The following is a 24,370-nucleotide window of genomic DNA, read 5'->3' as shown; positions in this document are numbered from 1 at the left end:
GGCAGCACCCATCCCATGCAGATCGTCAATATTTCCGCTTACAAATTCGTCACGCTGGACGACATCGAGACCCTGCGTCCGGAAATGCGCGCGCGCTGCGAGGCGGCCGACCTCAAGGGCACGATCCTGCTGGCGCCCGAGGGCATCAACATGTTCCTGGCCGGCCCGCGCGACGCCATCGACACCTTCATGGCCTGGCTCCGCGCCGACGCCCGCTTTGCGGACATCGCGCCCAAGGAGAGCCTGTCGGACAACCAGCCGTTCAAGCGGATGCTGGTGCGCGCCAAGAAGGAAATCATCACGATGAAGATGCCGCTGATCCGCCCCGAAGCGGGCCGGGCGCCGTCCGTGCGGCCCGTGGATCTCAAGCGCTGGCTCGACCAGGGCCACGACGACGCCGGCCGCCCCGTGGTGATGCTCGATACACGCAATGCGTTCGAGGTGGCCGTGGGCACCTTCGAGAACGCGGTGGAATACGACATTGCGAAATTCAGCGATTTCCCGCCCGCCATCGCCGCCCACAAGGCCGAGCTGGAGGGCAAGACGGTGGTGTCATTCTGCACAGGCGGCATCCGCTGCGAGAAGGCCGCCATCCACATGCAGGAAGTGGGGATGGCGCACATCTACCAGCTCGAAGGCGGCATCCTGAAGTACTTTGAGGAAGTGGGCGGTAGCCACTACAAGGGCGACTGCTTCGTGTTCGACTACCGAACCGCCCTGAACCCCAATCTCGAGCCGGCCGGCCCGGTGCAGTGCTTTGCCTGCCGCGCGGTGGTTACGCCTGAGGAACAGCAGCAGCCCAGCTATGCGGTGGGCAAGCAATGCCCGCATTGCGCGACGCAGGCCGGTCAGGCAGCCGCCTGACGCCTGCGTCCCGCCTGGTAATACGCCGAGTTCTTACGCGGCGAGCAGGTGATAGAGGTTGCGCAGCATGCCCGCGGTGGCGCCCCAGATGAAGCGGTGGCCGCCTTCCTCGCGCGGGTACGGCATCGAATAAAACTGACGTTCGCCGTCCGCCCAGCGCAGCAGCCGCCGCTCGTGGCGTGAGGGGTCCATCAGGAAGGCGAGCGGCACCTCGAAGATGTCCGCCACTTCGCCGGCATCGGCCTCGAGCGCGAAGCCGGTGCGCACCAGCCCCACAATGGGGCTGACGTGGTAGCCGGTGCCCGTGATGTAATCAGGGAGCGAGCCGAGCACCTCGATATAGTCCCGATCCAGCCCGATTTCTTCCTTCGTCTCACGCAGCGCCGTGGCGATGCGGTCCGCATCGTAGGTCTCCTGCCGGCCGCCCGGAAAGCTGATCTGGCCCGCGTGGGCGTTGAGGTTGGCGTTGCGTTCGGTCAGCAGCACGGTCAGGCCGTCGGCGCGGTCCACCAACGGCACCAGCACGGCGGCTTCGCGCAGGCCGCGGCTCCGGTCGTAGACGCGCGACTCATCGGTCAGCTCGGGTTCCCAGGCTGGCGGCGATAGCAGGCGGTGGCGGATAAAGTCCGGGCGCATCCGGGGCGCCGAGAGCGGCGCGCGTTGGGCGTCGGTGCCGATGACCGGCAAGGTTTCTGGGTMGAATTTGGGGCGCATGACACCATTGAGTATGACAGAAGCGCGCCATGTCGCGCTGCAGCACACATATAAGCAAAAAGGACACCCGAAGGTGTCCTTTCCGAATCCGATACGGCACCGGTTGCCCGGCGCCGGACGGCATCGCCTTACTCGGCGGCAGCAGCCTTCGCAGCCTTCGAGACCAGCTTTTCCTTGATACGTGCCGACTTGCCCGAACGCTCGCGCAGGTAGTACAGCTTTGCACGGCGCACGTCGCCACGACGCTTCACTTCGATGCCGGCGATCAGCGGCGAGTACAGCTGGAACGTACGTTCCACGCCTTCACCCGACGAGATCTTGCGCACGATGAAGGACGAGTTCAGGCCACGGTTACGCTTGGCGATCACGACGCCTTCGTAGGCCTGCACGCGCTTGCGGGTGCCTTCCACGACGTTCACGTTGACGATCACGGTGTCACCCGGGGCGAACGCGGGAATGGTCTTGTTCGCGGTCAGGCGCGCAATCTCTTCCTGCTCGATTTGCTCGATGATGTTCATCGTTTTTTCTCCATTACCATCATGCCAGCGTTGTATGCCCCAGGACTTGTCCCGGGCCCCGGCAGAGGATGGGGTTTTCATTTGGCGGGAGCGAACTCCCGCCCTGCTTTCGCCGTCCACTCCGACAGAAATTTCTCATCGGCCTTGGACAACAACCCTTGACCACGCGCCGCCTCGATCAAATCGGGACGCTTGCGCGCGGTGTTGGCCAGCGCCTGCTGGCGCCGCCATTTCTCGATCTCGGCATGATGGCCCCCGAGCAAGATATCGGGCACCCGCACACCTTCATATTCTTCCGGCCGCGTGTAGTGCGGACAATCGAGCAGGCCGTTGACGAAACTGTCCTGCACGGCCGACTGCGCATCGCCCAGCACGCCGGGCAGATGCCGCACTACCGCGTCGATCAGCGCCATGGCCGGCAGTTCACCGCCGGACAGCACGAAATCGCCGAGGCTGATTTCCTCGTCCACGCGACGCTCGATCAATCGCTGATCGATCGCCTCGTAGCGACCGCACAACAGCACCAGGCCAGGCCGCTGCGACAGCGACATCACCTTCTCATGCGTGAGCGGGGCGCCCTGCGGCGACATCAGCACCACATGCGGGACTGCCACACCGGCTTCCGCCTGCGCCGCGGCCGCCGCGTCGATCGCGTCGTCCAGCGGCTTGGCCAGCATCACCATGCCAGGACCACCGCCGTAAGGCCGGTCGTCGATGGTGCGGTAATTGTCGACCGTAAAGTCGCGCGGATTCCAGGTGCGCAGCGCGTAACGCTGCTGCTTGGCCGCCCGGCTGGTAATGCCCCAGTCGGTCAGCGCCCGAAACATCTCGGGAAACAGCGTGATTACATCGAACTGCATCCGCGGCCCCTTGGTGTGCTTCGGTACTTCAGTAGTCGAGCCCCCAGTCCACCACGATGCGCCGGGTGGTGGTATCCACCGTGCGCAGGAACGCGTCCACGAACGGCACCAGCCGCTCGCCGGGCTTGCCATCCGGCAGCGTGTACGCCACCTGGAGGATCTGGTGGGCACCATTGTCGATCAGGCCGGATACCTCGCCCAGGGTTTCGCCCTGTTCGTTGAGCACGGCGCAACCGATCAGGTCGACCCAGTAAAACTCATTCTCTTCCGGCGGCGGAAAATCCGCGCGCCGGATCCAGACGCGACGCCCTTTCAGGGCTTCGGCAACATTGCGTTCCGCTACGCCGGTGGCCTGGGCCACCACGGTGCCGCTATGCTCGCGCGACTGGGCAATCTTGACGCAGAGCGCCTCGTCCGGCTGTGCCGGCGCCACCACCACGCCGGCCTGCGGCGCACGAAGCAGCCACCAGCGGCGGGCGTGGAGCAATGCGGAGGCGTCGTCCGCGTGCGGCTGGACCTTGATCCAGCCACGGATGCCATAGGCGGCGCCCACATAGCCCACTTCGACGAGATCGTCGGGCAGGCTGTCGGTGAACAGCAGCGCTGCGGGCAGCTTGCGGGGCTTGGGCGGCTGGCCCGATACCTCGGCCTGCGCCGCGGTACCTTGCCGATTTAACGGCTTGCGGCCGGGGGCGTTGCCAGTCACTGAGACGATGCGTCCGATGCGTCAGGCACGCGCCACAACGGGCCGCGCGCCTTGGCGGCAATCAGGCAGCGGCCTTGGCGGCTTGCTTGACCAGACGGGCAACCGTCGGCGACAGCTGGGCGCCAACGCCTTGCCAGTACGTCAGGCGGTCTTGCACCAGGCGCAGGGTTTCTTCCTTGCCGGAGGCGAGCGGGTTGTAGAAACCAACGCGCTCGATGAAACGGCCATCGCGACGGTTGCGCGAGTCAGCGGCAACGATATTGAAGAAGGGGCGCTTCTTGCTGCCGCCGCGAGCCAGACGGATTACGACCATGGGGTTATTCCTCGAAAAAACGGGGGTGTGCGAACACGAAACGCAAGAGTATAGCCCAGTTCCCAATGCCAAACAAACACTTAGCGCGCAATTCGCGCCGGGCGCGGCCACCGGTGCGCCGTTGGCGCAACATGGCCTGCAGGCACCGTCGCGTAAACCGCGAATCCCGCGCAAACCCCGCCACCGGCGCGACGTTATAAAGCTGGCAAAAATGTCGAAACAATCGGTTACACGGGTAACGGGATTGGCATAGGCGGTCACACGGCGCCTGCGTACCATGAACCCATCTTCCTGACTCTTTCCCTGCTAAGGATCTTGGGATCTCCCATGCTTACCCGCCCCCACCTGCGTCTCCTGGTGGCTGGTACCTTGGCCCTCTCGGGCCTGATCGGCAGTATTGCCGCCAGCCACGCGCAAGTTGCCTTCTGGCACACCGCCCGGGCCGAACAGTCGGCGCGCGTCAACCGCGTTGCCGGCGGATGGGAAATGGCGAGCGTACGTGCCGAAAGCCGGGATCATGTGCGGGCACAGATCGAACGCATGGAGCAGCGGGCGCGCAATGACGACCGCCTGAGCGGGCGCCCGCCCGGTGCGCCGGGCCGCGACGAGGATCGTCCGGTACGGCAGACGTCCGACCGCAGCAGCGTGAATGATAACCCGGGGCGCAGCAACGACATGCGTCCATCCGGCATGGGCCCGGGCTGGCAGGCGCGCAGCCGCGATGGCGGGCGCTGAGTCCCGCGCCTCTCCCCTTCTCCCCTTTCTCGAACGGCCGGAACTCCGGCCGTTTTGCTTGGTCTTTCAAGATGTGCGGGCCTCGTGCCCGCACAGGCTGCCGCCCGGTGCAGTCGGCGATTCCAGACGGGGTTCAACCCCGGCGCCCTCGCAGCGTGCCGTTGTTGCGCAGACGGCAATCGAACTKACCTGCCTCTGCCCGGCACCCACTGGTCCGGCTCCGGCCACTCCGGTCTTGTCCCGATATCCTCACCGGGCGCAGCCTCCACGTACAATGTGACGATTGTCAGCCTCCGTGCCTGCCACATCGCCTCCACAATGCCTACCACCGCAAGCCAAGCCCCTGCCCTCGGCGCCGATGCGCGCCGCCCGGCCCGGGGCAAGTCCAAGCTGATCACCGTCGCCCTGGCCTTCCTGTTCGGCAGCCTGGGAGCACATCGCTTCTATCTGAAGGGCTTMGGCGACAAGTTCGGCTGGGCACACCTGCTGGCCACGCTGGCGGGGGCGATCGGAATTGCGTCGCTGGTGACGGGCGCCGGGTCCACCGCGTTGAACTGGACGTTCGCGGTGGCGGGCGGCACCTCGGTGATTGCGGCATTCCTGACCGCCATCGTGTTCGGGCTACGCCCCGACGACCGCTGGGATGCGCGCTATAACGCACACGACACGCCCACGCGCTCCGGCTGGCCCGTGGTGATCCTGGTCATCCTGTCGCTCCTGATCGGCACCGGCCTGCTCATGGCCGGGCTCGCCATCAGCTTCCAGACGTTCTTCGAGTCGCAGGTGGAGGCGGCCAAGGCGCTTTCCCAATAGTCAGCGCGCACTTTCGCTGCAACCTGACAATGGGATGACATTGGTCAAACGCGCTTCTGCAAATCACCCATACTGGTAAGTCCGAGTACGCACGGAATGGAGCATGGCCCGCCATGGCGGGACGATGCAAAGGAGTGCCCGATGGAACATCCCACGTATGAAGAAGGACGCCTGGCTGCTATCGCAGTCAGGCTGGCCCTGTCGTCGGGCCTGCCGACGACCAGTGCGAAGGCCGCGCTGGAGCTGGCCTGCCGCATGATCGAGGATCAGCAGGCGGCGCCTCAGAACAGCGAACCCTGCCGGTCGTCGGTACCGCGCGGACGCCCGTTGGGCCGGGTCGGCCTGGGCGGGGGCCTGAAGCGCGACGTATCGAGTTCGAACCGGTTGTAACGGAAGCCTAGCCGCTCGGCGGTCTTGTAGAACCGCTGACGCATCAGATCGGCCCAAATCCCCGTGCCGCGCATGCGCGAGGCGAAGTCGGCATCGTAATCCTTGCCGCCCCGCATCTCGCGCACGCGGTTCATGACCCGCTCGGCACGATCCGGGAAATGCGCTTCGAGCCACTCCTGGAACAGCGGACTCACCTCCCACGGCAGACGCAGCACGATGTAGTTGGCGTAGACCGCCCCGGCCTCCCGGGCGGCTTCCAGCACGCGCTCGAGGTCCGGTTCGGTGACGAACGGGATAATCGGCGCCACGCTCACCCCTACCGGAATCCCCGCCTCGGTCAGTTCACGAATCGTGCGCAGCCGCCGCGCCGGCGTGGCTGCGCGCGGTTCCAGCGTGCGGGCGATGCCGGCGTCGAGTGTCGTGATCGTCACAGCCCCCACCGCGAGCCGCTTGGCGGCCATGGGCGCCAGCAGGTCGATATCCCGTTCGATCAGTGACGACTTCGTGATCAGCGCCACCGGGTGGTCGGTCTCGTGCAGTACCTCCAGCAGGCTGCGCGTGATGCGCTGCTCGCGCTCGATGGGCTGGTAGGCGTCGGTGTTCACGCCCAGCGCGATGGTCTCGCACCGATACGACGGCTTGGACAATTCTTCGCGCAGGCGCTCGGCCGCATTGGTCTTGGCATAAAGCTTCGTCTCGAAATCGAGCCCCGGTGACAGGTCCAGATAGGCGTGCGTCGGCCGGGCGAAGCAGTAGATGCAGCCGTGCTCGCAGCCCCGGTAAGGATTGAGCGAGACATCGAACGGGATGTCGGGCGAGGCGTTGCGCGACAGGATCGAGCGGGCCTGCTCGAGCGTGACCCGGGTGACGAGCTTGGGCGGCAGCGCGTCATCGGCGGGGGCCGGGTCGTCATCGGCCGGCGCCCAGCCGTCGTCGAACGCCTCGCGCTGGTCGCGCTCGAAGCGTCCCTGGAGGTTGCTGACGGCGCCGCGCCCCTTGCGGGCCACGGGCGGACGGCGGGCGCCCTCGCCCTCTCCGTCGCCGCCGAAGTCGTGTTCGTCACCCATCTTGCATCGAACGGCCTTACTCGCGCTCTTCCACCGAGATGGCCAATGTCTCCTTGATTTCTTCCATCACCACGTAGCTTTTAGATTGGGCTGCGCCCGGCAACTGCAACAGAATGTCGCCGAGCAGACGGCGGTACTCGCTGATCTCGCGAATCCGCGCCTTGATCAGGTAGTCGAAGTCGCCCGAGACGAGGTGACATTCCAGCACCTCGGGAATCCGCAGCACCTCGCGCCGGAACTGCTCGAACATATTGCCCGATTTGTTGCCCAGCGAAATCTCCACGAATACCAGCAGCGCACTGCCGAGCAGCCCCGGATTCAGCCGGGCGTAGTAGCCCATGATGACACCGTCGCGCTCCAGCCGCTTCACGCGCTCGATGCAGGGCGTGATGGTCAGCCCCACCCGCTCCGCCAGGTCTTTCATCGACACCCGCCCGTCGTCCTGGAGCACCGTGAGAATCTTCCGATCCAGCCGATCGAGGCCGCGTACCGGCTGACGTGTCGTTCTCATGACTTTTTCCTGTTTTTCTAATTTAATCGGTAACTAACACTGCTTTGAAGTCAATAGTATAGATACGAATCCTTCTATTCCATTCTTTCKCAGGTCCGGAGTCATCGAGATGCGTGTTCTAGTGCTTGGCAGTGGCGTTATTGGCGTGACCAGCGCGTGGTACCTGGCCCGTGCCGGTCATGAAGTGACCGTCGTGGATCGCGAGTCCGCGCCCGCGCTCGGCACCAGCTTTGCCAACGCCGGCCAGATCTCGCCGGGCTACGCGTCGCCGTGGGCCGCGCCGGGCGTGCCGCTCAAGGCCATCAAGTGGATGTTCCAGGAGCACGCGCCGCTGAGCATCAAGCCTGACGGCACGCTGTTCCAGCTCCAGTGGATGTGGCAGATGCTGCGCAATTGCACGCCGGCACGCTATGCCGTGAACAAGGAACGCATGGTGCGACTGGCCGAGTACAGCCGCGATTGCATCCGCACGCTGCGGGCCGAGACCGGTATTGCCTACGAAGGCCGCCAGCAAGGCACGCTCCAGGTGTTTCGCACGGACGCGCAGCTCGAAGCCGCCGCGCGCGACATCGCCGTGCTCGAGGAAGCGGGCGTGCCCTATCAATTGCTTTCGCGCGAGGAACTCGGCGCGAGCGAACCGGCGCTGGCCGCCGCAGGCCACAAGCTGGCCGGCGGCCTGCGCCTGCCGAACGATGAAACCGGGGATTGCCAGCTGTTTACCCAACGGCTGGCAGCCATGGCCGAATCGCTCGGCGTGCAGTTCCTCTACAACCGCTCGATCGACGGCCTGATGACCCAGGGCGATGCCGTGACCGGTGCCGTGGTCGGCGGCCAGCCGATGTATGCCGAGGCCGTGGTGGTGGCGCTCGGGAGCTGGTCCACGCCGTTCGTCCGCAATGTGCTGCCGGGGCTGTCGAACCTGCCGGTGTACCCGCTCAAGGGCTTCTCGATCACGGTGCCGATGACCGATGCCGCGCGCAGCCCGGTATCCACGGTGCTCGACGAGACCTACAAGGTGGCGATCACGCGCTTCGACGACCGCATCCGCGTGGGCGGCATGGCGCAGATCGTCGGCTACGACCGTTCGCTCGATCCGGCCAAGCGCCGCACGCTCGAACACGTGGTGACGGACCTGTTCCCCGGCGCCGGGGATGTCAGCCGCGCCACGTTCTGGACTGGCCTGCGTCCGATGACGCCGGACGGCACGCCCGTGGTCGGCCCCGCCGGGATTCGCGGCCTGTGGCTCAACACCGGCCACGGCACGCTCGGCTGGACCATGGCCTGCGGCTCGGGCAAGCTGCTGTCCGACCTGGTCTCGGGCACGCAGCCAGCGATTCGCGCCGACGACCTGTCGGTGGACCGCTACCGCCAGCCCGCGCGCACGCACGGCGTGCCGCGTCCGGTGCCGGCCTGATCGTTCCTGATCTCGGACTTCGACGAAAAAAAGGCGACCTTCGGGTCGCCTTTTTTCATCCCCAACGCAAGTTGCGCGTCAGAACTGGTCCACCGACATCGCCTTGACCGGCTCGGCGCCGGCCACGATGGCGTCGCGCAGCGACGACGCCTGCGACAGGATGTGCTCGCCGAAGAAATGCGCCGTGGCGATCTTGGCCTCGTAGAACGCCGGGTCTTCGCTACGCTTGGCATCCGCCGCCAGCATCGCGCGGCCCAGTTGCCAGCCCGAGAACACGATGCCGCACAGCTTCAGGTACGGCACGCTGCCCGCGAACACCGCGTTCGGATCGCCCTTGGCGTTCTCCACGACGAAGCCCACCACGGCCTCGAGCGCCTCGCGACCCCGCTTCAACTGGCCCTGCACCGCCTGGAACGAGGCGCAGCTGTGCTGGCCGAGCGCGGCCTCGGTCTCGGCGATCTTCGCGCAGATCGCGCGCGCCACGGCACCGCCATCGCGCACGGTCTTGCGGCCGACGAGGTCATTGGCCTGGATGGCCGTGGTGCCCTCGTAGATCGGCAGGATCCGCGCGTCGCGGTAGTACTGGGCCGCGCCGGTTTCCTCGATGAAGCCCATGCCGCCGTGCACCTGCACGCCGAGGCTGGTCACGTCGATCGACAGCTCGGTGCTCCAGCCCTTKATCACGGGCACCATGAACTCGTAGAACGCCTGGTTTTCGCGGCGCGTCGCCTCGTCCGGATGCTGGTGGGCGGCATCGCTGGCCGCGGCGGCCACGTAGGCCACGGCACGTGCGCCTTCGATCAGTGCGCGCATCGTCATCAGCATGCGCTTGACGTCGGGGTGATGGATGATCGTCACGGCCTCGCGCGCCGAGCCATCGACCGGCCGGCTCTGCACGCGCTCCCGCGCATAGGCCACGGCGTGCTGGTAGGCGCGCTCGGACACCGCGATGCCCTGCATGCCCACCGCGAAGCGCGCCGCATTCATCATGATGAACATGTATTCGAGGCCGCGATTCTCCTCGCCCACCAGCGTGCCGACGGCGCCGCCGTGATCGCCGAACTGGAGCACCGCCGTCGGGCTGGCCTTGATGCCGAGCTTGTGCTCGATCGACACGCAGTGCACGTCGTTGCGCGCACCGGTCGTGCCGTCCGGGTTGACCAGGAACTTCGGCACGACGAACAGCGAGATGCCCTTGACGCCCTCGGGCGCGGTCGGCGTGCGGGCCAGCACCAGATGGACGATGTTCTTCGCCATGTCGTGCTCGCCGTACGTGATGAAAATCTTGGTGCCGAACAGCTTGAATGTGCCGTCGCCCTGCGGCTCGGCGCGCGTGCGCACGGCGGCCAGGTCCGAGCCGGCCTGCGGCTCGGTCAGGTTCATCGTGCMGGTCCATTCGCCCGCAATCAGYTTGGGCAGGATGACCGTCTTCTGTTCGTCGGTGCCAGCAGTCAGCAGGGCTTCGATGGCGCCATCGGTCAGCAGCGGGCACAGCGCGAACGACAGGTTGGCGCTGTTCAGCATCTCGATGCACGGCGTGCCGACGAGCTTGGGCAAGCCCTGGCCGCCAAAATCGCTCGGATGCAGCACGCCCTGCCAGCCGCCCTCGCCGAACTGGCGGAACGCGTCGCGGAACCCGGGCGTGGTGGTGACCACGCCGTCCTTCCAGCTGCTGGGGTCGAGATCGCCCGCACGGTTCAGCGGGGCCACCACTTCCTCGTTGAACCGGGCCGCTTCCTCAAGCACGGCCTGCGCCGTGTCCGGGGTGGCTTCCTCATAGCCCGGCATCTGGCTGACGGCGTTCAGGTCCGCCAGTTCGTTCATGACGAACAGCATGTCCTTGAGCGGTGCGCGATAGGTCATCGAAGTCTCCTGGATCTTGTAAAAAAGCCGCTCGCGGGACGCTCCCGGAACGGCTTCATTCTTCTTGTTGTGGCGCCGGCGCCCGTACCAGACAGTACGGGGGCCGGCGCGGGGCCAGACCTCAGCCCAGTGCTGCCACCAGCTCAGGCACCACGGTGTTCAGGTCGCCCACCAGGCCGTAGTCCGCCACCGAGAAGATCGGGGCTTCGGCGTCCTTGTTGATCGCGACGATCACCTTGGAGTCCTTCATGCCGGCCAAATGCTGGATCGCGCCCGAAATACCGACCGCGATGTACAGCTGCGGCGCGACGATCTTGCCGGTCTGGCCGACCTGATAGTCGTTCGGCACGAAGCCGGCATCCACGGCCGCGCGCGAGGCGCCCAGCGCGGCGCCCAGCTTGTCGGCCAGCGGCGTCAGCACCTTGGTGTAGTTCTCGCCCGAACCCACGCCACGGCCACCGGAAACGATGATCTTGGCAGCGGTCAGTTCCGGACGGTCGCTCTTGGCCACTTCGCGCGAGACGAATTGCGAGATGCCCAGGTCGGCCACGGCCGGCAGGGTCTCGACAGCAGCCGAGCCACCTTCGGCGGCAGCCGCGTCGAACGCCGTGCCGCGCACCGTGATGACCTTGATCTTGTCGGCCGACTTCACGGTGGCAATGGCGTTACCAGCGTAGATCGGGCGCTCGAAGGTATCCGGTGCGTCGACCTTGGAGATTTCCGAGATCTGGGCCACGTCCAGGCGGGCGGCCACGCGCGGCAGGATGTTCTTGCCGTAGGGCGTTGCCGGCGCCAGGATATGGCTGTAGTCGTTGGCGATGGCCAGGGCCTGCTCGGCCACGTTCTCGGCCAGGCCGTCGCCGAAATAGGCGGCATCGGCCAGCAGGACCTTGGTCACACCGGCGATCTTGGCAGCGGCATCGGCGGCAGCCTTGGCATTGGCGCCGGCTACCAGCACGTGGACGTCGCCACCGCACTGGGCGGCAGCCGTCACGGTGTTCAGCGTGGCGGCCTTGATCGATTGATTGTCGTGTTCAGCAATGACGAGTGCAGTCATGTTTTCTCTCCCCGCGCTCAGATAACCTTGGCTTCAGACTTCAGCTTTTGCACCAGCGTGGCCACATCGGGCACCATCACGCCTGCGCTGCGCTTGGCCGGCTCCACGACCTTCACGGTCGACAGACGCGGGGCCACATCCACACCGAGGTCTTCGGGCTTCACGGTTTCCAGCGGCTTCTTCTTGGCCTTCATGATGTTCGGCAGCGTCACGTAGCGCGGCTCGTTCAGGCGCAGGTCCGTGGTCACCACGGCCGGCAGCTTGACCGACAGCGTTTCCAGACCGCCATCCACTTCACGGGTCACCGATGCCTTGCCATCCGCCACCACCACCTTCGAGGCGAACGTGGCTTGCGGCAGGCCGGCCAGCGCGGCCACCATCTGGCCGGTCTGGTTCGAGTCATCGTCGATGGCCTGCTTGCCCAGGATCACCAGTTGCGGCTGTTCCTTGTCGATCAGTGCCTTGATCAGCTTGGCCACGGCCAGCGGCTGCAGGTCTTCGTTCGATTCCACCAGGATGCCGCGATCGGCGCCGATGGCCATCGCAGTGCGCAGGGTCTCCTGGCATTGCGTGACGCCGCACGACACGGCGATCACTTCGGTGACGACGCCAGCTTCTTTCAGGCGCACGGCCTCTTCCACGGCGATTTCGTCGAACGGGTTCATGCTCATTTTGACGTTGGCCAGGTCGACGCCCGAGCCATCCGACTTCACGCGGACCTTGACGTTGTAGTCCACCACCCGCTTGACTGCGACGAGTACTTTCATGCGCTCACTCCACTGATAGCTGATAGTCCAAAGATTTGAATCGCTCGCCATTATAACCACCGGGGTGGCGCAGCTTTAGTTTTTCGAACGATCGTACTATTTTATAGACAAAGAATTGCCGGGGCTAGCCCGGCAACTGAAGAAATCTGCGCCCATTGTGCCGCAGGATGCCCCGCGTGCACAGGGTTTGGACGATTTCCTCGAAAATCGTCCCGGACCGGCGCCCGATTGATGATTACCAGGCGGTGATCACCGACTCCTTGTAGGTGTTGGCGATGTACTGCTTCACCTCGGCCGAGTGGTAGGCCTTCACCAGCTTGGCCACCCACGGCTTGTCCTTGTCCGCCGCGCGGATGGCGATCAGGTTCGCGTACGGACCCTTCGGGCCTTCTGTGGCGATTGCATCACGCGTGGGGGACAGGCCGGCGGACTCGGCATAGTTGCCGTTGATCGCGGCGGCGTCCAGGTCGTCGAGCGAGCGCGGCAGCTGGGCAGCGTCGAGTTCGACGATCTTGATCTTCTTCGGATTTTCCACGATGTCCAGCGGCGTGGCCTTCAGACCGGCGTCCGGACGCAGCTTGATCAGGCCCTTGGCCTGCAGCAGCAACAGGCCGCGACCGCCGTTGGTCGGATCGTTCGGCACGCCCACGCGGGCGCCCTGCTTGATCTGGTCCAGCGACTTCACCTTCTTCGAGTACACACCCATCGGGAACGTGACCGTGAAGCCCACGTGCGTGAACTTGTAGCCGCGATCCTTGATCTGGGCTTCCAGGTACGGCAGATGCTGGTAGCTGTTGGCGTCGAGGTCGCCAGCGGCCAGCGCGGCGTTCGGCTGGATGTAGTCGCTGAACTCCACCACCTGGATGTTCAGGCCGTCCTTGGMCGCCACCTTCTTCACCTGCTCCATGATCTGCGCGTGCGGGCCGCCCGTCACGCCAACCTTGATCGGCTTTTCCTGCGCCAGCGCGCCCGTGGAAACGGCCAGGCCCAGCGCCACCGCTGCGGCAGTCTTCAGCAAATTACGACGTTGCATTTTTGATTTACCCCTAGTTTCCCTGCGAATTGAAACCCATCAGCGATGGCTGATGCGGCGCACGAGCCAGTCGCCAAAGCTCTGCACGGCCTGTACGAAGACGATCAGGATCACCACCACGGCGACCATGACCTCGGTGATATAGCGCTGGTAGCCGTAGCGGATGCCCAGGTCGCCCAGCCCGCCGCCGCCGATGGCGCCGGMCATGGCCGAATAGCCGACCAGGCTCACGAAGGTGATGGTCAGGCCGGCCACGATGCCGGGCATCGCCTCGGGCAGCAGCACCTTCCAGACGATCTGGCGCGTGGTGGCACCCATCGATTGCGCGGCTTCCACCAGGCCCTTGTCCACCTCGCGCAGCGCCGCCTCGACCAGCCGGGCGATGAACGGMACCGCCGCGATCGTCAGCGGCACCACAGCCGCCGTCGTGCCGATMGACGAACCGACGATAAAGCGCGTGAACGGGATCACCACCACCAGCAGGATGATGAACGGGATCGACCGCACCGCGTTCACGACCACGCCGATGGAGCGGTTGAACAGCGGATGCGACAGCACGCCGCCCCGGTTGGTCAGGTGCAGCAGCACGCCCAGCGGCACGCCGAACAGCGCGCCCACCACGCCCGAGATCGACACCATCAACAGTGTCTCGCCGAACGACGCCAGGAACAGGTCAAACATTTCAGACCACATGTTCGATCTCCTCCACCACGACGCCCTGCGTCTGCAAATACTCCATCGCCGCGCGCACCGCGGCCGGCTCGCCCGTGGCCATGATCGCCAGCGAGCCGAACGCCTGCCCCTGGATCTCGTCGATATGGCCGTGCAGGATGTTGAAGTCCAGTCCGTGCTGGCGGATCGCCTGGGCCAGCACCGGCTGGTCGACGTTCTCGCCCGTGAAGGCCAGCCGGTAGACGTGGTCGCGGCCGTTGCCGAGCCGGCTTTCCACGCGCTTGAGCACGCTGGCCGGCAGTTCCTGGGCAATCACGTCGCCGATCATCGCGCGCGTGACCTCGTGCTGCGGGCGCAGGAAGACGTCGATCACACGGCCGCTTTCCACCACCTGACCGGCCTCGAGCACGGCCACGCGGTCGCAGACCTGCTTGATGACCTCCATCTGGTGCGTGATCATGACGATGGTCAGGCCCAGCTCGCGATTGATCTGTTTGAGCAGGTCGAGGATTGAGCGCGTGGTCTCGGGATCCAGCGCGGAGGTGGCTTCGTCGGACAGCAGCACCTTCGGCTTGCTCGCCAGCGCGCGCGCAATGCCCACGCGCTGCTTCTGGCCGCCGCTGATCTGCGCGGGATGGCGGTCGCGCAGCGCCGACAGACCCACGAGGTCCAGCAGCGGCAGCACCGTCGCGGCAATCTCGGCCTTGGTCTTGCCGGCCAGCTCCAGCGGCAGCGCCACGTTGTCATAGACCGTGCGCGACGACAGCAGGTTGAAATGCTGGAAGATCATGCCGATTTCGCGGCGCGCCGCGCGCAGGCGGCTGGCATCCATCGCAGTCAAATCGTGGCCGTCGACGATCACCCGGCCGGCGCTGGGCCGGTTCAGCAGATTGATGGCACGCACCAGCGTGCTCTTGCCGGCCCCGCTTCGGCCGATGATGCCGAAGACTTCACCGGGCGCGATGGAGAGGCTGACATCGCGCAGCGCATGCACTTCCCCCGACCCGCCGGGGAATCGCTGCGAGAGTCCTTGCAGTTCGATCATGGAAAGAGAAAAGAAAACGGCAACAGCGTGGGGTCTCCAGCGTTGTTGCCGCGCATTATTTTTCTGAAGCTCGCATTTTATGCGATCCGCTTCATACCTCAAACGAGATTTTTTCGATCGCCTTATGCGCTGGGAGCATATAGAAGCACCGTCAATCGCATTTTTGCGAATTACGGGTCACTTGCATCGATGATCTTTGAGCGTATTCACCCTTCCATCATCACCTTCAGGTGCGCGAGCACGCTCCGCCCCAGCGCGCTGAGGTTGTAGCCCCCCTCGAGGCAGCTCACGATGCGGCCCTTGGCGTGCACGCGCGCCACTTCCATCAGCCGTTCGGTCATCCAGGCGTAGTCCTGCTCGACCAGGCCCATCTGGCCGAGGTCGTCCTCACGGTGGGCATCGAAACCGGCCGAGATGAACAGCATCTGGGGCCGGAACTCGTTCAGGCGTGGCAGCCAGATCGTCTCCACCACCTCGCGCACGGCCATGCCGTTGGTATAGGCGGGCAGCGGGATATTCRACATGTTCGGCGCCATGTGCTCCGTGCCGCTATACGGATAGAACGGGTGCTGGAAGAAGCTGCACATCAGCACCTGGGGGTCGTTGCGGAATGCCGCCTCGGTGCCGTTGCCGTGGTGGACATCGAAATCGATCACGGCCACGCGCTCCAGACCATGCGCGACCAGCGCGTGACGGGCGGCAATCGCCACGTTGTTATAGAAGCAGAAGCCCATGGCGCGGTCCGGCTCGGCGTGGTGGCCCGGCGGGCGCACGCAGCAAAACGCGTTTTCCAGTTCGCCGGCCATCACGGCGTCGGTGGCGGCCACGGCGGCGCCGGCCGCGTGCGTGGCGGCGGTCAGCGTGTGGCGGTTCATCGTGGTATCGGGATCGATCGCGTGGTAGCCGCTCGCGGGGCTCACGGACGCCAGCTGGGAGACGTAGTCGGGCCGGTGCACGCGCTCGATCTGCTCCTCGGTGGCGGCCGGCGCGTCGCGGCGGTCCAGCAGCCCGTCCAGCCCGTGCGAGATMAGGTGATCCTCGATCGCCTGCAGCCGTTCCGGGCATTCCGGATGGAAATGTCCCATCTCGTGCAGCTGGAATGCGGGATGTGTGTAATAGCCCGTTGGCATTGTCGTTTCCGGGTCAAGTTTGTCTCCAATCGATACGTTAGCACATGACGTGCCACATCATCCGTGGGCCGGCGGGGTCGCTGGCGCCGGGAGGCATCCGCTATACTCGGTGCGACTTGCAAAGGACAACATGACCGACAAACAGCGCTCCATGCGCCGCCCGCTGCTGGGCGCCGCACTCACCGCTGCCGCATTGGGCCTGTGCGGCGTTTCTCCTCGACTGATGGCTGCCGGCAAGCGTCGCGTGGCCGTCCGGGAAGAAGAAATCGAACCGGGCCGCTATCGAAATCATCCGCAAACCCGTGCGTTCATCGACGACATGGTGGCCCGCCACGGCTTCCCGCGCGCGGAGCTGGACACGTATTTCAGTCAGGCCGTGTATTCGGCCACGGTGTCGCGGCTGATCATGCCGCCGAGCACGCCGGGCCGGAAGAGCTGGCGGACGTACCGCTCGCGCTTTATCGAGCCGATCCGCATCAACGCCGGCGTGCGCTTCTGGCAGGAAAACCGCGACACGCTGCGCCGCGCCGAGGCCGAATTCGGCGTGCCGGCGTCGGTCATCGTCGGCATCATCGGCGTGGAAACCATCTACGGGCGCGATATGGGCACGTTCCGCGTGCTGGATTCGCTCTCCACGCTGGCCTTCGACTATCCGGACACCCCGAACCGCGACGCACGCACCCGGCTGTTCCGCGAGCAGTTGGCGGACTACCTGCTCTGGTGCCGCGAGACCCGCACCGATGTCTATTCGGTACTCGGCTCGTACGCGGGCGCGGTGGGCATTCCGCAGTTCATGCCGACCAGCCTGCGCGAGTACGCGATCGACTATGACAAGGACGGGCACGTCGACCTGCGCAACAGCGCCGTCGATGCCATTGGTAGCGTGGGCCGCTTCCTGCAGCTGCACGGCTGGGAACAGGGCCGGCCCGTGATCTGGCGCATTGCCGGCGACGAAGGCAGCCGGGGCATTGCCGTGGCTGCGGCAGACGGCGAGCCGTGGCCCACGCGCACGCTGAACCAGCTCACCCGCGCCGGGTTGCGCGTGGACGAGCCGATCGACCTCCAGCGCGAAGGCGAGACCGGCGTGCTGGTGGTGGACTTGCCCACGCCGGACCAGCCCACCGAGTACCTGATCGGCCTGCGCAATTTCTACGTGCTCACGCGCTACAACCGCAGCTTTTTCTACGCGCTGGCGGTGTACCAACTCGGCGAGGCAGTCAAAGCGGCGATGGGCTGATCGCCACCCCCCATTCGCCGACCCCAAATCCCCGTCCAGGCTCTGTCTTGCCGGGGATTTTCTTTTGGCCTATAGTTACCCATATGGCTAACTATCAAGCGACAGTCAGCGAGGTATTTCACGCGCTCGCCGACCCCACCCGCTGTGCGATTGTCAGCGCACTGGGCGGCGGCGCGCAGTCGGTGTCCACGCTGGCGGCGCCGTTCGACATGGCGCTGCCGTCGTTCATGAAGCACCTGACCGTGCTCGAGCGTAGCGGCCTGATCCGCACGCACAAGCTCGGGCGCACCCGCACGTGTGAGTTGTTGCCGGAGCGGCTCTCGCAGGCTGAGCAGTGGATCGCCGAGCAGCGCGCCGTCTGGGAGGCCAGGTCCGATCGCATGGCCCAATTCGTCGAACATCTACATCAGGAGGAGCAAGCCCATGTCAAACAGCCCAGCCGACAACGCTGAATCCCGCGACCTCGTCATCTCCCGCGTGCTGCGCGCGCCGCGCTCGGCACTGTGGCGCGCCTGGTCGGATCCGGCATTGCTCAAGGAATGGTGGTGCCCCAAGCCCTGGACGACCGAGGTGCTGGCCTTCGACCTCCAGCCCGGCGGCGCCTTCCATACCATCATGCGCGGCCCCKACGGTGGCGTGAGCGACAACCCTGGCAGCTTTCTCGAAGTGGTGCCGCAATCGCGCCTTGTCATGACGTCGATGCTGACCGGCGGCTGGCGTCCGGCCAAGCCGTGGCTCGGCTTCACGGCCATCATCACCATGGCCGACGAAGGCACGGGCAGCCGCTACACCGCCACGGTGATGCACCCCGATGACGAAACGCGGGACCAGCACGAGAAGCTGGGCTTCTTCGACGGCTGGAACACCTGCATCACCCAGCTCGACGACTTCGCGCTGAACTTGCGCTAGATAGAAAAAGGCCCCGGCAAACGCGCGGGGCCTTTACTCGTACGAGAAACGCGGGACCGATCAGGCCGGGAATACGCCGGTCGACAGGTAGCGGTCACCACGGTCGCAGACCACGAACACGATCGTCGCGTTTTCCACTTCCTCGGCCACGCGCAGCGCCACGCACAGCGCGCCGGCGGCGGAAATGCCGCAGAAGATGCCTTCCTCGCGCGCCATGCGGCGGGCCATGTGCTCGGCGTCGGCCTGCGACACCGGCTCCTGGCGGTCTACGTACTTCGGATCGTAGATCTTCGGCAGATAGGCTTCCGGCCACTTGCGGATGCCGGGGATGCGCGAGCCTTCGGCCGGCTGCGCGCCGACGATCTGAATCGCCGGGTTCTTTTCCTTGAGGAAGCGCGAGACGCCGGTAATCGTACCGGTAGTGCCCATCKCGGACACAAAGTGCGTGATACGGCCCTCGGTTTCCGCCCAGAGTTCCGGGCCCGTGGTCTCGTAGTGCGCCAGCGGATTGTCCGGATTGGCGAACTGGTCGAGGATCACACCCTTGCCTTCGCGCTCCATGGCTTCGGCGAGGTCACGCGCGTACTCCATGCCGCCCTTGACCGGCGTGAGGATGATCTCCGCGCCATAGGCCGACATGCTCTGCCGGCGCTCGAGGCTCAGGTCCTCCGGCATGATCAACACCATGCGGTAGCCGCGGATGGCCGCAGCCATGGCCAGCGCGATGCCGGTATTGCCCGAGGTCGCCTCGATCAGCGTGTCGCCCGGCTTGATGCGGCCGCGCGCCTCGGCACCACGGATCATCGACAGCGCGGGACGGTCCTTGACGGAACCGGCCGGGTTATTGCCTTCGAGCTTGCCKAGAATCACATTGCCGCGCGCCTCGATGGCGGCGCCGGGGATGCGCTGGAGTCTGACCAGCGGCGTATTGCCGATGGTGTCTTCGATCGTCTTGTAGGCCATGGTGCAGGGGAATGTCGCGGGAGGGGGTGTCGCCAATGTCTTTGTTGTCGCGGGTCATTGTAATGCACCCACCTTACCCGCACCGGCAGGGCGGGCATTCCCCCACCCCAGCCGGCCCCGCCATGCCGCCGAATCAGTGCGGCAGCGCGGTTTCTTCGTCGCGGCCCTTGCCCAGCAGGTGATACAGMAGGATGGCGCCGAACGTGGCCGTGCCGATGCCACCGAGCGTCATGCCACCGAGCTTCAGCGTCAGGTCGCCAGCGGCCACGGTCAGCGTGGCCCCCACCGTGATCAGGTTGCGCGAGCTGGAGAAATCCACGCCGTTCTGCACCCAGATCCGCCCGGCCGTGGCCGAGATCAGGCCAAACACGACGATGGTCAGGCCGCCGATGACCGGGCCCGGAATCGTCAGGATCAGCGCGCCGAACTTCGGCGAGAAGCCGAGCAGAATGGCCACCGCCGCCGCTACCACGAAGATCAGCGTCGAGTAGATGCGCGTCACCGCCATCACACCCATGTTCTCCGCGTACGTGGTCACGCCCGTGCCGCCGCCCGAGGCGGACAGCATCGTGGCCACGCCATCGCCGATGAACGCGCGACCGATATACGGGTCCAGGTTGCGGCCCGTCATCACGCCGATGGCCTTGATGTGGCCGAGGTTCTCCGCCACAAGCACGATCGCCACCGGGGCGATCAGCAGCATCGCGCTCGGCTCGAACACCGGCGCCGTGAACGCGGGCAGGCCGAACCAGCCGGCCGCAATCACGCCTGAGAAGTCGATGGCCTTGCCCATGCCCATCACATTGGTGGCGATGTAATACGCGAGGTAGCCAGCCAGCCCGCCCAGCAGCACCGGCAGGCGCCCCACCATGCCCGGCGCGCGCACGGCGATCAGACCCACGGCCAGCACGGTCAGCAGTCCGATCCAGGTATCGAGCGGCGCGGCGCTGACGGCCTTGACGGCCACCGGCGCCAGGTTCAGGCCAATCGCTGCAACGATGGCGCCGGTCACCACCGGCGGCATCAGCTTCTCCACCCAGGCGTAGCCGACCGCCTGCACGATCAGGCCGATCAATGTGTAGACCGCCCCCGCCGCGATGATGCCGCCGAGCGCCACCGGGATATTCAGGTTCGGCCCGCTGCCGGCATAGCCGGTGGCCGCGATGACCACGGCGATGAACGCGAAGCTCGATCCCAGATAGCTCGGCACGCGCCCGCGTACGAACAGGAAGAAAATCAGCGTGCCGATGCCCGAGAACAGGATGGCGATATTCGGATTGAAGCCCATCAGGATCGGCGCGATGGCCGTGGAGCCGAACATCGCCACTACGTGCTGGATGCCCGCCAGAATCGTCTGCCCCGCGGGCAGCCGCTCGTCCGGGCCGATCACGCCCGATGTCTTCAGCCGCCATTTCGGCAGGAAGCCCGTGTCCTCGCCATTCGCCATGTTGTTTTCTCCCTGTTATCGACGTCGCGCATGATACTCCGCGCCGCCCTGGCCGCGAAGCGACCGGGCCGGCGCCGGCCGGCAAGGAAGCACAACGCATACCAGCCCCGGGCTGTTGACGCCCCGGGCCTGGTCTGCCGCATGGCGTCAGCGGGCCGCCTTCTGCGTCGATGGTGCCGCGCTGGCCTTTGCCTTGGGATCCTTGCGAGGGGGCGGCGCAGCCTTGCCGAACGTCAGCCCGGCGGCCTCGAGGTTGGCCACCGACTTCGGCCCCACGCCGGGCACCCGGTCCGCGAGGTCGCCGGCATCCTTGAAGGCGCCATGCTTCTCGCGCTCATCGAGGATCCGCTTGGCGGTAGCCGGCCCGATGCCCTTCACGCCGGTCAGCGCGGCTTCGTCCGCMACGTTGACGTCCACGTTGGCATAGGCCGCGCCGCCGAACGCGAGCGACACCAGCAGCGCCACGAACATCCGGCGCATGCACTGGATCAGGGAAACATCGAAGGGATTGCGCATCAGAAAACTCCTTTCCTTATTGGACTCAAGGCTCCGTGCCGGGATGGCGACGGAGCCTTGTCAGGATAGGAGCGGGTGACGGCTAGACGCGTAGTCGGCCACAATCGTTCACAACATCCGCGCGGATGTGTGGCCAACTGCAACGAGGATGTTGCAATCGGCGGTCGGAAACATCCGAAACGGTCAGCCGTTACGCTCGAGCAGCCACCTGCAGTAGCGCGAGACGCCTTCCTGCACCGTGAGGAACGGGGCGGTATAGCCCGCCGACCGCAGGCGCGACACATCGGACTGCGTGAAGCACTGGTACTTGCCGCGCAGCGCGTCGGGGAATTTCACGTATTCGACCAGCCCTTCCTGCACCATCTCCTCCAGCGAGAGCGGCGGCTTGTCCTCGATCTCGCGCAGCGTGTTGACCACGCTGGCGGCGATGTCGTTGAACGGCTGCGAGCGGCCGGTGCCAAGGTTGAAGATGCCGGACTTTTCCGGATGATCGAGGAAGTACAGGTTGACCTTGACCACGTCCTCCACGGACACGAAGTCGCGGCTCTGCGTACCCGGCGCGTAGCCGTTGTACTCGCCGAACAGCTTCACCGAGCCCTCGGCGCGGAACTGGTTGAAGTGGTGGAACGCCACCGAGGCCATGCGGCCCTTGTGGTACTCGCGCGGGCCGTACACGTTGAAGTAGCGGAAGCCGACGATCTGCGAGTGGGCCGCCGGCAGCCGGCGCCGCACCACCTGGTCGAACAGGAACTTCGAATAGCCGTACACGTTCAGCGGGCGCTCGTACTCGCGGTCCTCGCGGAACATCGTCGACGCCCCGTAGGTGGCCGCCGACGAGGCGTAGAGGAACTGCGTGCCMTGCTCCAGGCAGGCTTCCATCAGCGCCAGCGTGTAGCGGTAGTTGTTCTCCATCATGTAGCGGCCGTCGGTCTCCATGGTGTCGGAGCACGCGCCCTCGTGGAACACCGCGCGGACCTTGCCGAAGTCCCCCCGCGCAAAGCGCTGGACGAATTCCGACTTGTCGAGGTAGTCGGCGATCTCGCAGTCMACGAGGTTGCCGAACTTCTCGGCGCGGGTCAGGTTGTCGACCGCGACAATATTGGTCTCGCCGCGCTCGTTCAAGCCCTTGACGAGGTTGCTGCCGATAAAGCCGGCGGCGCCGGTCACGATGATGGTCATGGTAGTTTCAGACTCGAATTTCGGACTTTTACGACACGCGCCTCAGGCGCCGAACAGTTCGGGATACGTGACAACGGCGGTACCCAGCTTGCCGACCACGATGGCGCCGGCCCGGTTGGCGTGCTGCACGGCTTCCTTGAGCGGCACGCCGGCACCGATCATCGTGGCCAGCGTGGCGATCACGGTATCGCCGGCCCCCGATACATCATAGACTTCGCGCGCCTGGGCCGAGACATGAAGCACCTCGGCCTCGGTGTAGAGCGTCATGCCCTCCTCCGAGCGCGTCAGCAGCAGCGCTTCAAGCTGGAGCGAGCGGCGCAGGTTCTGGGCGCGGATGGTCAGGTCCGCCTCGGTCTTCCAGGCGCCCACCACGGCACGCATCTCGGCACGGTTCGGCGTGATCAGCGTGGCACCCCGGTAGCGCGAGTAGTCGTCGCCCTTGGGGTCCACCAGCACGGTGCGGCCGGCCGCGCGGCCCGCCTCCACCATGCGGCCGACGTGCGCCAGACCGCCCTTGCCGTAGTCGGACAAGACCAGCACCTGATAGTCGGCCACCAGAGTATTGAAGCGCTCCTGTACCGAAGCCAGCACTTCGTTGGCCGGCGCGCTCTCGAAATCGACGCGCAGCAACTGCTGCTGATGGGCCAGCACGCGCAGCTTGATCGTCGTATTGAGGGTGGGATCGCGTTGCAGGTAGGGCTGCACGTGGCTCTCGGCCAGCAGCGCCTCGAGCGTGCGGCCCGGCTCGTCATCGCCGATCACGCCGAGCATGCCTACCCGGGCGCCCAGCGCCGCGGCATTGCGGGCCACGTTGGCGGCGCCGCCCAGGCGCTCGTCACTGCGCTTGACCTGCACCACGGGCACCGGCGCCTCCGGGGAAATGCGCTCCACGTCGCCAAACCAGTAACGGTCCAGCATCATGTCGCCCACCACCAGCACCTGCGATTGTCGAATCTGGTCCTGCGAAATCTGATTCTTGCTCATAGGGTCTCAGCGCATCGAGGCAGAGCGCCCGATCGCGTGGTATTCGATGCCGGCTGTCGCCATGGCATCGGGTTCGTAGAGATTGCGGCCGTCGATAATGACCGGGGTCTTCAGCTTGGCGCGGATGGCACTGAAATCCGGGCTCCGGAAGACCTTCCACTCGGTCACGATCACGAGCGCGTCGGCGTCCTCGAGGACATCCATCTGCGCCTCGCAGAAGTGTACTCGCCCCGCKCCGCCTTCGATGTCCGCAAGATCTGTCTCGATCACACGGCGCGCTTCGGGCATCGCCACCGGGTCGTGCACGCGCAGCGCGGCGCCGCGCGACACCAGTTCGCGCGCCAGCACCCGCGACGGGGCTTCCCGCATGTCATCGGTATTCGGCTTGAAGGCGAGACCCCAGATTGCGAAGGTCTTGCCCGTCAGGTCTTCGCCGAAGCGCTTGATGACCTTGTTGGCCAAGACCTGCTTCTGGGCGTCGTTGACGGCCTCCACGGCCTCCAGCACCCGCATCGGCTTGCCGTACGACGTGGCCGTGCGCATCAGCGCCTGCACGTCCTTCGGGAAGCACGAGCCGCCGTAGCCGGCGCCGGCGTACAGGAAGCTGTAGCCGATGCGCGGGTCGGAGCCGATGCCGAGTCGGACCAATTCGATGTCCGCACC

At 65.7% G+C, this 24,370-nt stretch carries 27 protein-coding genes; 7 read left to right on the top strand and 20 right to left on the bottom strand.

Annotation, left to right across the window (positions count from 1 at the left end; translation table 11 throughout):
* Positions 1-15 precede the first annotated feature (15 nt).
* Positions 16-864, top strand: coding sequence for a sulfurtransferase (locus AC1EJR_RS25625; protein WP_092301953.1), 849 nt, complete (start codon positions 16-18; stop codon positions 862-864).
* 33 nt (positions 865-897) lie between these two features.
* Here AC1EJR_RS25625 and AC1EJR_RS25620 read toward each other — a convergent pair whose 3' ends face one another.
* From AC1EJR_RS25620 to rpsP, 5 genes are all read right to left on the bottom strand, one after another.
* On the bottom strand, positions 898-1,578 hold the full coding sequence (locus AC1EJR_RS25620) for a CoA pyrophosphatase (RefSeq protein ID WP_477147760.1): 681 nt from the start codon (positions 1,576-1,578) through the stop codon (positions 898-900).
* 128 nt (positions 1,579-1,706) lie between these two features.
* Positions 1,707-2,096, bottom strand: coding sequence for a 50S ribosomal protein L19 (rplS, locus tag AC1EJR_RS25615; RefSeq protein WP_092301947.1), 390 nt, complete (start codon positions 2,094-2,096; stop codon positions 1,707-1,709).
* A gap of 77 nt (positions 2,097-2,173) precedes the next feature.
* Positions 2,174-2,956, bottom strand: coding sequence for a tRNA (guanosine(37)-N1)-methyltransferase TrmD (gene trmD / locus AC1EJR_RS25610; protein ID WP_092301944.1), 783 nt, complete (start codon positions 2,954-2,956; stop codon positions 2,174-2,176).
* A gap of 28 nt (positions 2,957-2,984) precedes the next feature.
* Positions 2,985-3,662, bottom strand: coding sequence for a ribosome maturation factor RimM (gene rimM / locus AC1EJR_RS25605; RefSeq protein WP_092301941.1), 678 nt, complete (start codon positions 3,660-3,662; stop codon positions 2,985-2,987).
* 61 nt (positions 3,663-3,723) lie between these two features.
* Entirely contained in the window at positions 3,724-3,975 is a 252-nt protein-coding gene (gene rpsP / locus AC1EJR_RS25600) for a 30S ribosomal protein S16 (protein WP_092301938.1), read from the bottom strand.
* Positions 3,976-4,302: 327 nt separating this feature from the next.
* On the opposite strand from rpsP, the gene AC1EJR_RS25595 reads away from it, so the two are divergent.
* A complete protein-coding gene (locus AC1EJR_RS25595; protein ID WP_441645051.1) occupies positions 4,303-4,710 on the top strand; it encodes a hypothetical protein in 408 nt (135 codons plus the stop codon).
* 318 nt (positions 4,711-5,028) lie between these two features.
* Positions 5,029-5,523, top strand: a complete 495-nt coding sequence (locus AC1EJR_RS25590) for a TM2 domain-containing protein (RefSeq protein ID WP_477147759.1) — start codon at positions 5,029-5,031, stop codon at positions 5,521-5,523.
* Between the two features lie 281 nt (positions 5,524-5,804).
* On the opposite strand, the gene AC1EJR_RS25585 is transcribed toward AC1EJR_RS25590, so the two are convergent.
* Both AC1EJR_RS25585 and AC1EJR_RS25580 read right to left on the bottom strand, forming a co-directional pair.
* Positions 5,805-6,980, bottom strand: a complete 1,176-nt coding sequence (locus tag AC1EJR_RS25585) for a PA0069 family radical SAM protein (protein WP_477113853.1) — start codon at positions 6,978-6,980, stop codon at positions 5,805-5,807.
* Between the two features lie 16 nt (positions 6,981-6,996).
* Entirely contained in the window at positions 6,997-7,491 is a 495-nt protein-coding gene (locus AC1EJR_RS25580; protein WP_092301927.1) for an Lrp/AsnC ligand binding domain-containing protein, read from the bottom strand.
* A 109-nt stretch (positions 7,492-7,600) separates the two neighbouring features.
* On the opposite strand from AC1EJR_RS25580, the gene AC1EJR_RS25575 reads away from it, so the two are divergent.
* Positions 7,601-8,905 (top strand): D-amino acid dehydrogenase, encoded by a 1,305-nt coding sequence (locus AC1EJR_RS25575; RefSeq protein WP_092301924.1) that lies wholly within the window; start codon positions 7,601-7,603, stop codon positions 8,903-8,905.
* Between the two features lie 78 nt (positions 8,906-8,983).
* Here the strand turns inward: AC1EJR_RS25575 and AC1EJR_RS25570 are convergent, their stop codons facing one another.
* The 7 genes from AC1EJR_RS25570 to AC1EJR_RS25540 all read right to left on the bottom strand — a co-directional run bounded on the left by AC1EJR_RS25570 (position 8,984) and on the right by AC1EJR_RS25540 (position 16,472).
* On the bottom strand, positions 8,984-10,768 hold the full coding sequence (locus AC1EJR_RS25570; protein ID WP_477147758.1) for an acyl-CoA dehydrogenase: 1,785 nt from the start codon (positions 10,766-10,768) through the stop codon (positions 8,984-8,986).
* Between the two features lie 121 nt (positions 10,769-10,889).
* Positions 10,890-11,825, bottom strand: a complete 936-nt coding sequence (locus AC1EJR_RS25565; protein WP_092301918.1) for an electron transfer flavoprotein subunit alpha/FixB family protein — start codon at positions 11,823-11,825, stop codon at positions 10,890-10,892.
* A gap of 17 nt (positions 11,826-11,842) precedes the next feature.
* On the bottom strand, positions 11,843-12,592 hold the full coding sequence (locus tag AC1EJR_RS25560; RefSeq protein ID WP_092301915.1) for an electron transfer flavoprotein subunit beta/FixA family protein: 750 nt from the start codon (positions 12,590-12,592) through the stop codon (positions 11,843-11,845).
* A gap of 235 nt (positions 12,593-12,827) precedes the next feature.
* Positions 12,828-13,625, bottom strand: a complete 798-nt coding sequence (locus AC1EJR_RS25555) for a MetQ/NlpA family ABC transporter substrate-binding protein (RefSeq protein WP_477147757.1) — start codon at positions 13,623-13,625, stop codon at positions 12,828-12,830.
* Between the two features lie 39 nt (positions 13,626-13,664).
* Positions 13,665-14,318 (bottom strand): methionine ABC transporter permease, encoded by a 654-nt coding sequence (locus tag AC1EJR_RS25550; RefSeq protein WP_477147756.1) that lies wholly within the window; start codon positions 14,316-14,318, stop codon positions 13,665-13,667.
* Complete coding sequence (locus AC1EJR_RS25545; protein ID WP_092301906.1) at positions 14,308-15,342, bottom strand: methionine ABC transporter ATP-binding protein; 1,035 nt, start codon at positions 15,340-15,342, stop codon at positions 14,308-14,310. Before AC1EJR_RS25545 ends, AC1EJR_RS25550 begins: the two co-directional genes overlap by 11 nt.
* Positions 15,343-15,548: 206 nt before the next feature.
* Positions 15,549-16,472: a histone deacetylase family protein gene (locus tag AC1EJR_RS25540; protein WP_477147755.1), complete on the bottom strand. Its 924-nt coding sequence runs from the start codon at positions 16,470-16,472 to the stop codon at positions 15,549-15,551.
* A 130-nt stretch (positions 16,473-16,602) separates the two neighbouring features.
* Here AC1EJR_RS25540 and mltB point away from each other — a divergent pair, with 130 nt between their 5' ends.
* From mltB to AC1EJR_RS25525, 3 genes are all read left to right on the top strand, one after another.
* On the top strand, positions 16,603-17,709 hold the full coding sequence (mltB, locus tag AC1EJR_RS25535) for a lytic murein transglycosylase B (RefSeq protein ID WP_092301901.1): 1,107 nt from the start codon (positions 16,603-16,605) through the stop codon (positions 17,707-17,709).
* An 83-nt stretch (positions 17,710-17,792) separates the two neighbouring features.
* On the top strand, positions 17,793-18,161 hold the full coding sequence (locus AC1EJR_RS25530; RefSeq protein ID WP_454756871.1) for an ArsR/SmtB family transcription factor: 369 nt from the start codon (positions 17,793-17,795) through the stop codon (positions 18,159-18,161).
* The gene (locus AC1EJR_RS25525; RefSeq protein ID WP_477147754.1) at positions 18,133-18,618 is read left to right on the top strand and encodes an SRPBCC family protein; all 486 of its coding nucleotides are present in this window, start codon (positions 18,133-18,135) and stop codon (positions 18,616-18,618) included. Before AC1EJR_RS25530 ends, AC1EJR_RS25525 begins: the two co-directional genes overlap by 29 nt.
* A gap of 60 nt (positions 18,619-18,678) precedes the next feature.
* Here the strand turns inward: AC1EJR_RS25525 and cysM are convergent, their stop codons facing one another.
* The 6 genes from cysM to AC1EJR_RS25495 form a co-directional block, all read right to left on the bottom strand.
* A complete protein-coding gene (gene cysM / locus AC1EJR_RS25520) occupies positions 18,679-19,581 on the bottom strand; it encodes a cysteine synthase CysM (protein ID WP_477147753.1) in 903 nt (300 codons plus the stop codon).
* 133 nt (positions 19,582-19,714) lie between these two features.
* Complete coding sequence (locus tag AC1EJR_RS25515; protein WP_441593607.1) at positions 19,715-21,028, bottom strand: solute carrier family 23 protein; 1,314 nt, start codon at positions 21,026-21,028, stop codon at positions 19,715-19,717.
* Between the two features lie 147 nt (positions 21,029-21,175).
* Positions 21,176-21,544 (bottom strand): ComEA family DNA-binding protein, encoded by a 369-nt coding sequence (locus AC1EJR_RS25510; RefSeq protein ID WP_092302013.1) that lies wholly within the window; start codon positions 21,542-21,544, stop codon positions 21,176-21,178.
* Positions 21,545-21,727: 183 nt separating this feature from the next.
* Complete coding sequence (gene rfaD, locus AC1EJR_RS25505) at positions 21,728-22,723, bottom strand: ADP-glyceromanno-heptose 6-epimerase (protein WP_477147752.1); 996 nt, start codon at positions 22,721-22,723, stop codon at positions 21,728-21,730.
* A gap of 42 nt (positions 22,724-22,765) precedes the next feature.
* Entirely contained in the window at positions 22,766-23,707 is a 942-nt protein-coding gene (gene rfaE1 / locus AC1EJR_RS25500; RefSeq protein WP_092302007.1) for a D-glycero-beta-D-manno-heptose-7-phosphate kinase, read from the bottom strand.
* A gap of 6 nt (positions 23,708-23,713) precedes the next feature.
* Positions 23,714-24,370, bottom strand: a 657-nt coding sequence (locus tag AC1EJR_RS25495; protein ID WP_477147751.1) for a UDP binding domain-containing protein, incomplete at its 5' end; no start/stop codon positions are given.

It is taken from the genome of Cupriavidus sp. 05T42 (genome assembly GCF_056396345.1).
Note: the sequence above shows the minus strand (reverse complement) of the source record. Positions and strands in the feature narration are given on the sequence as shown.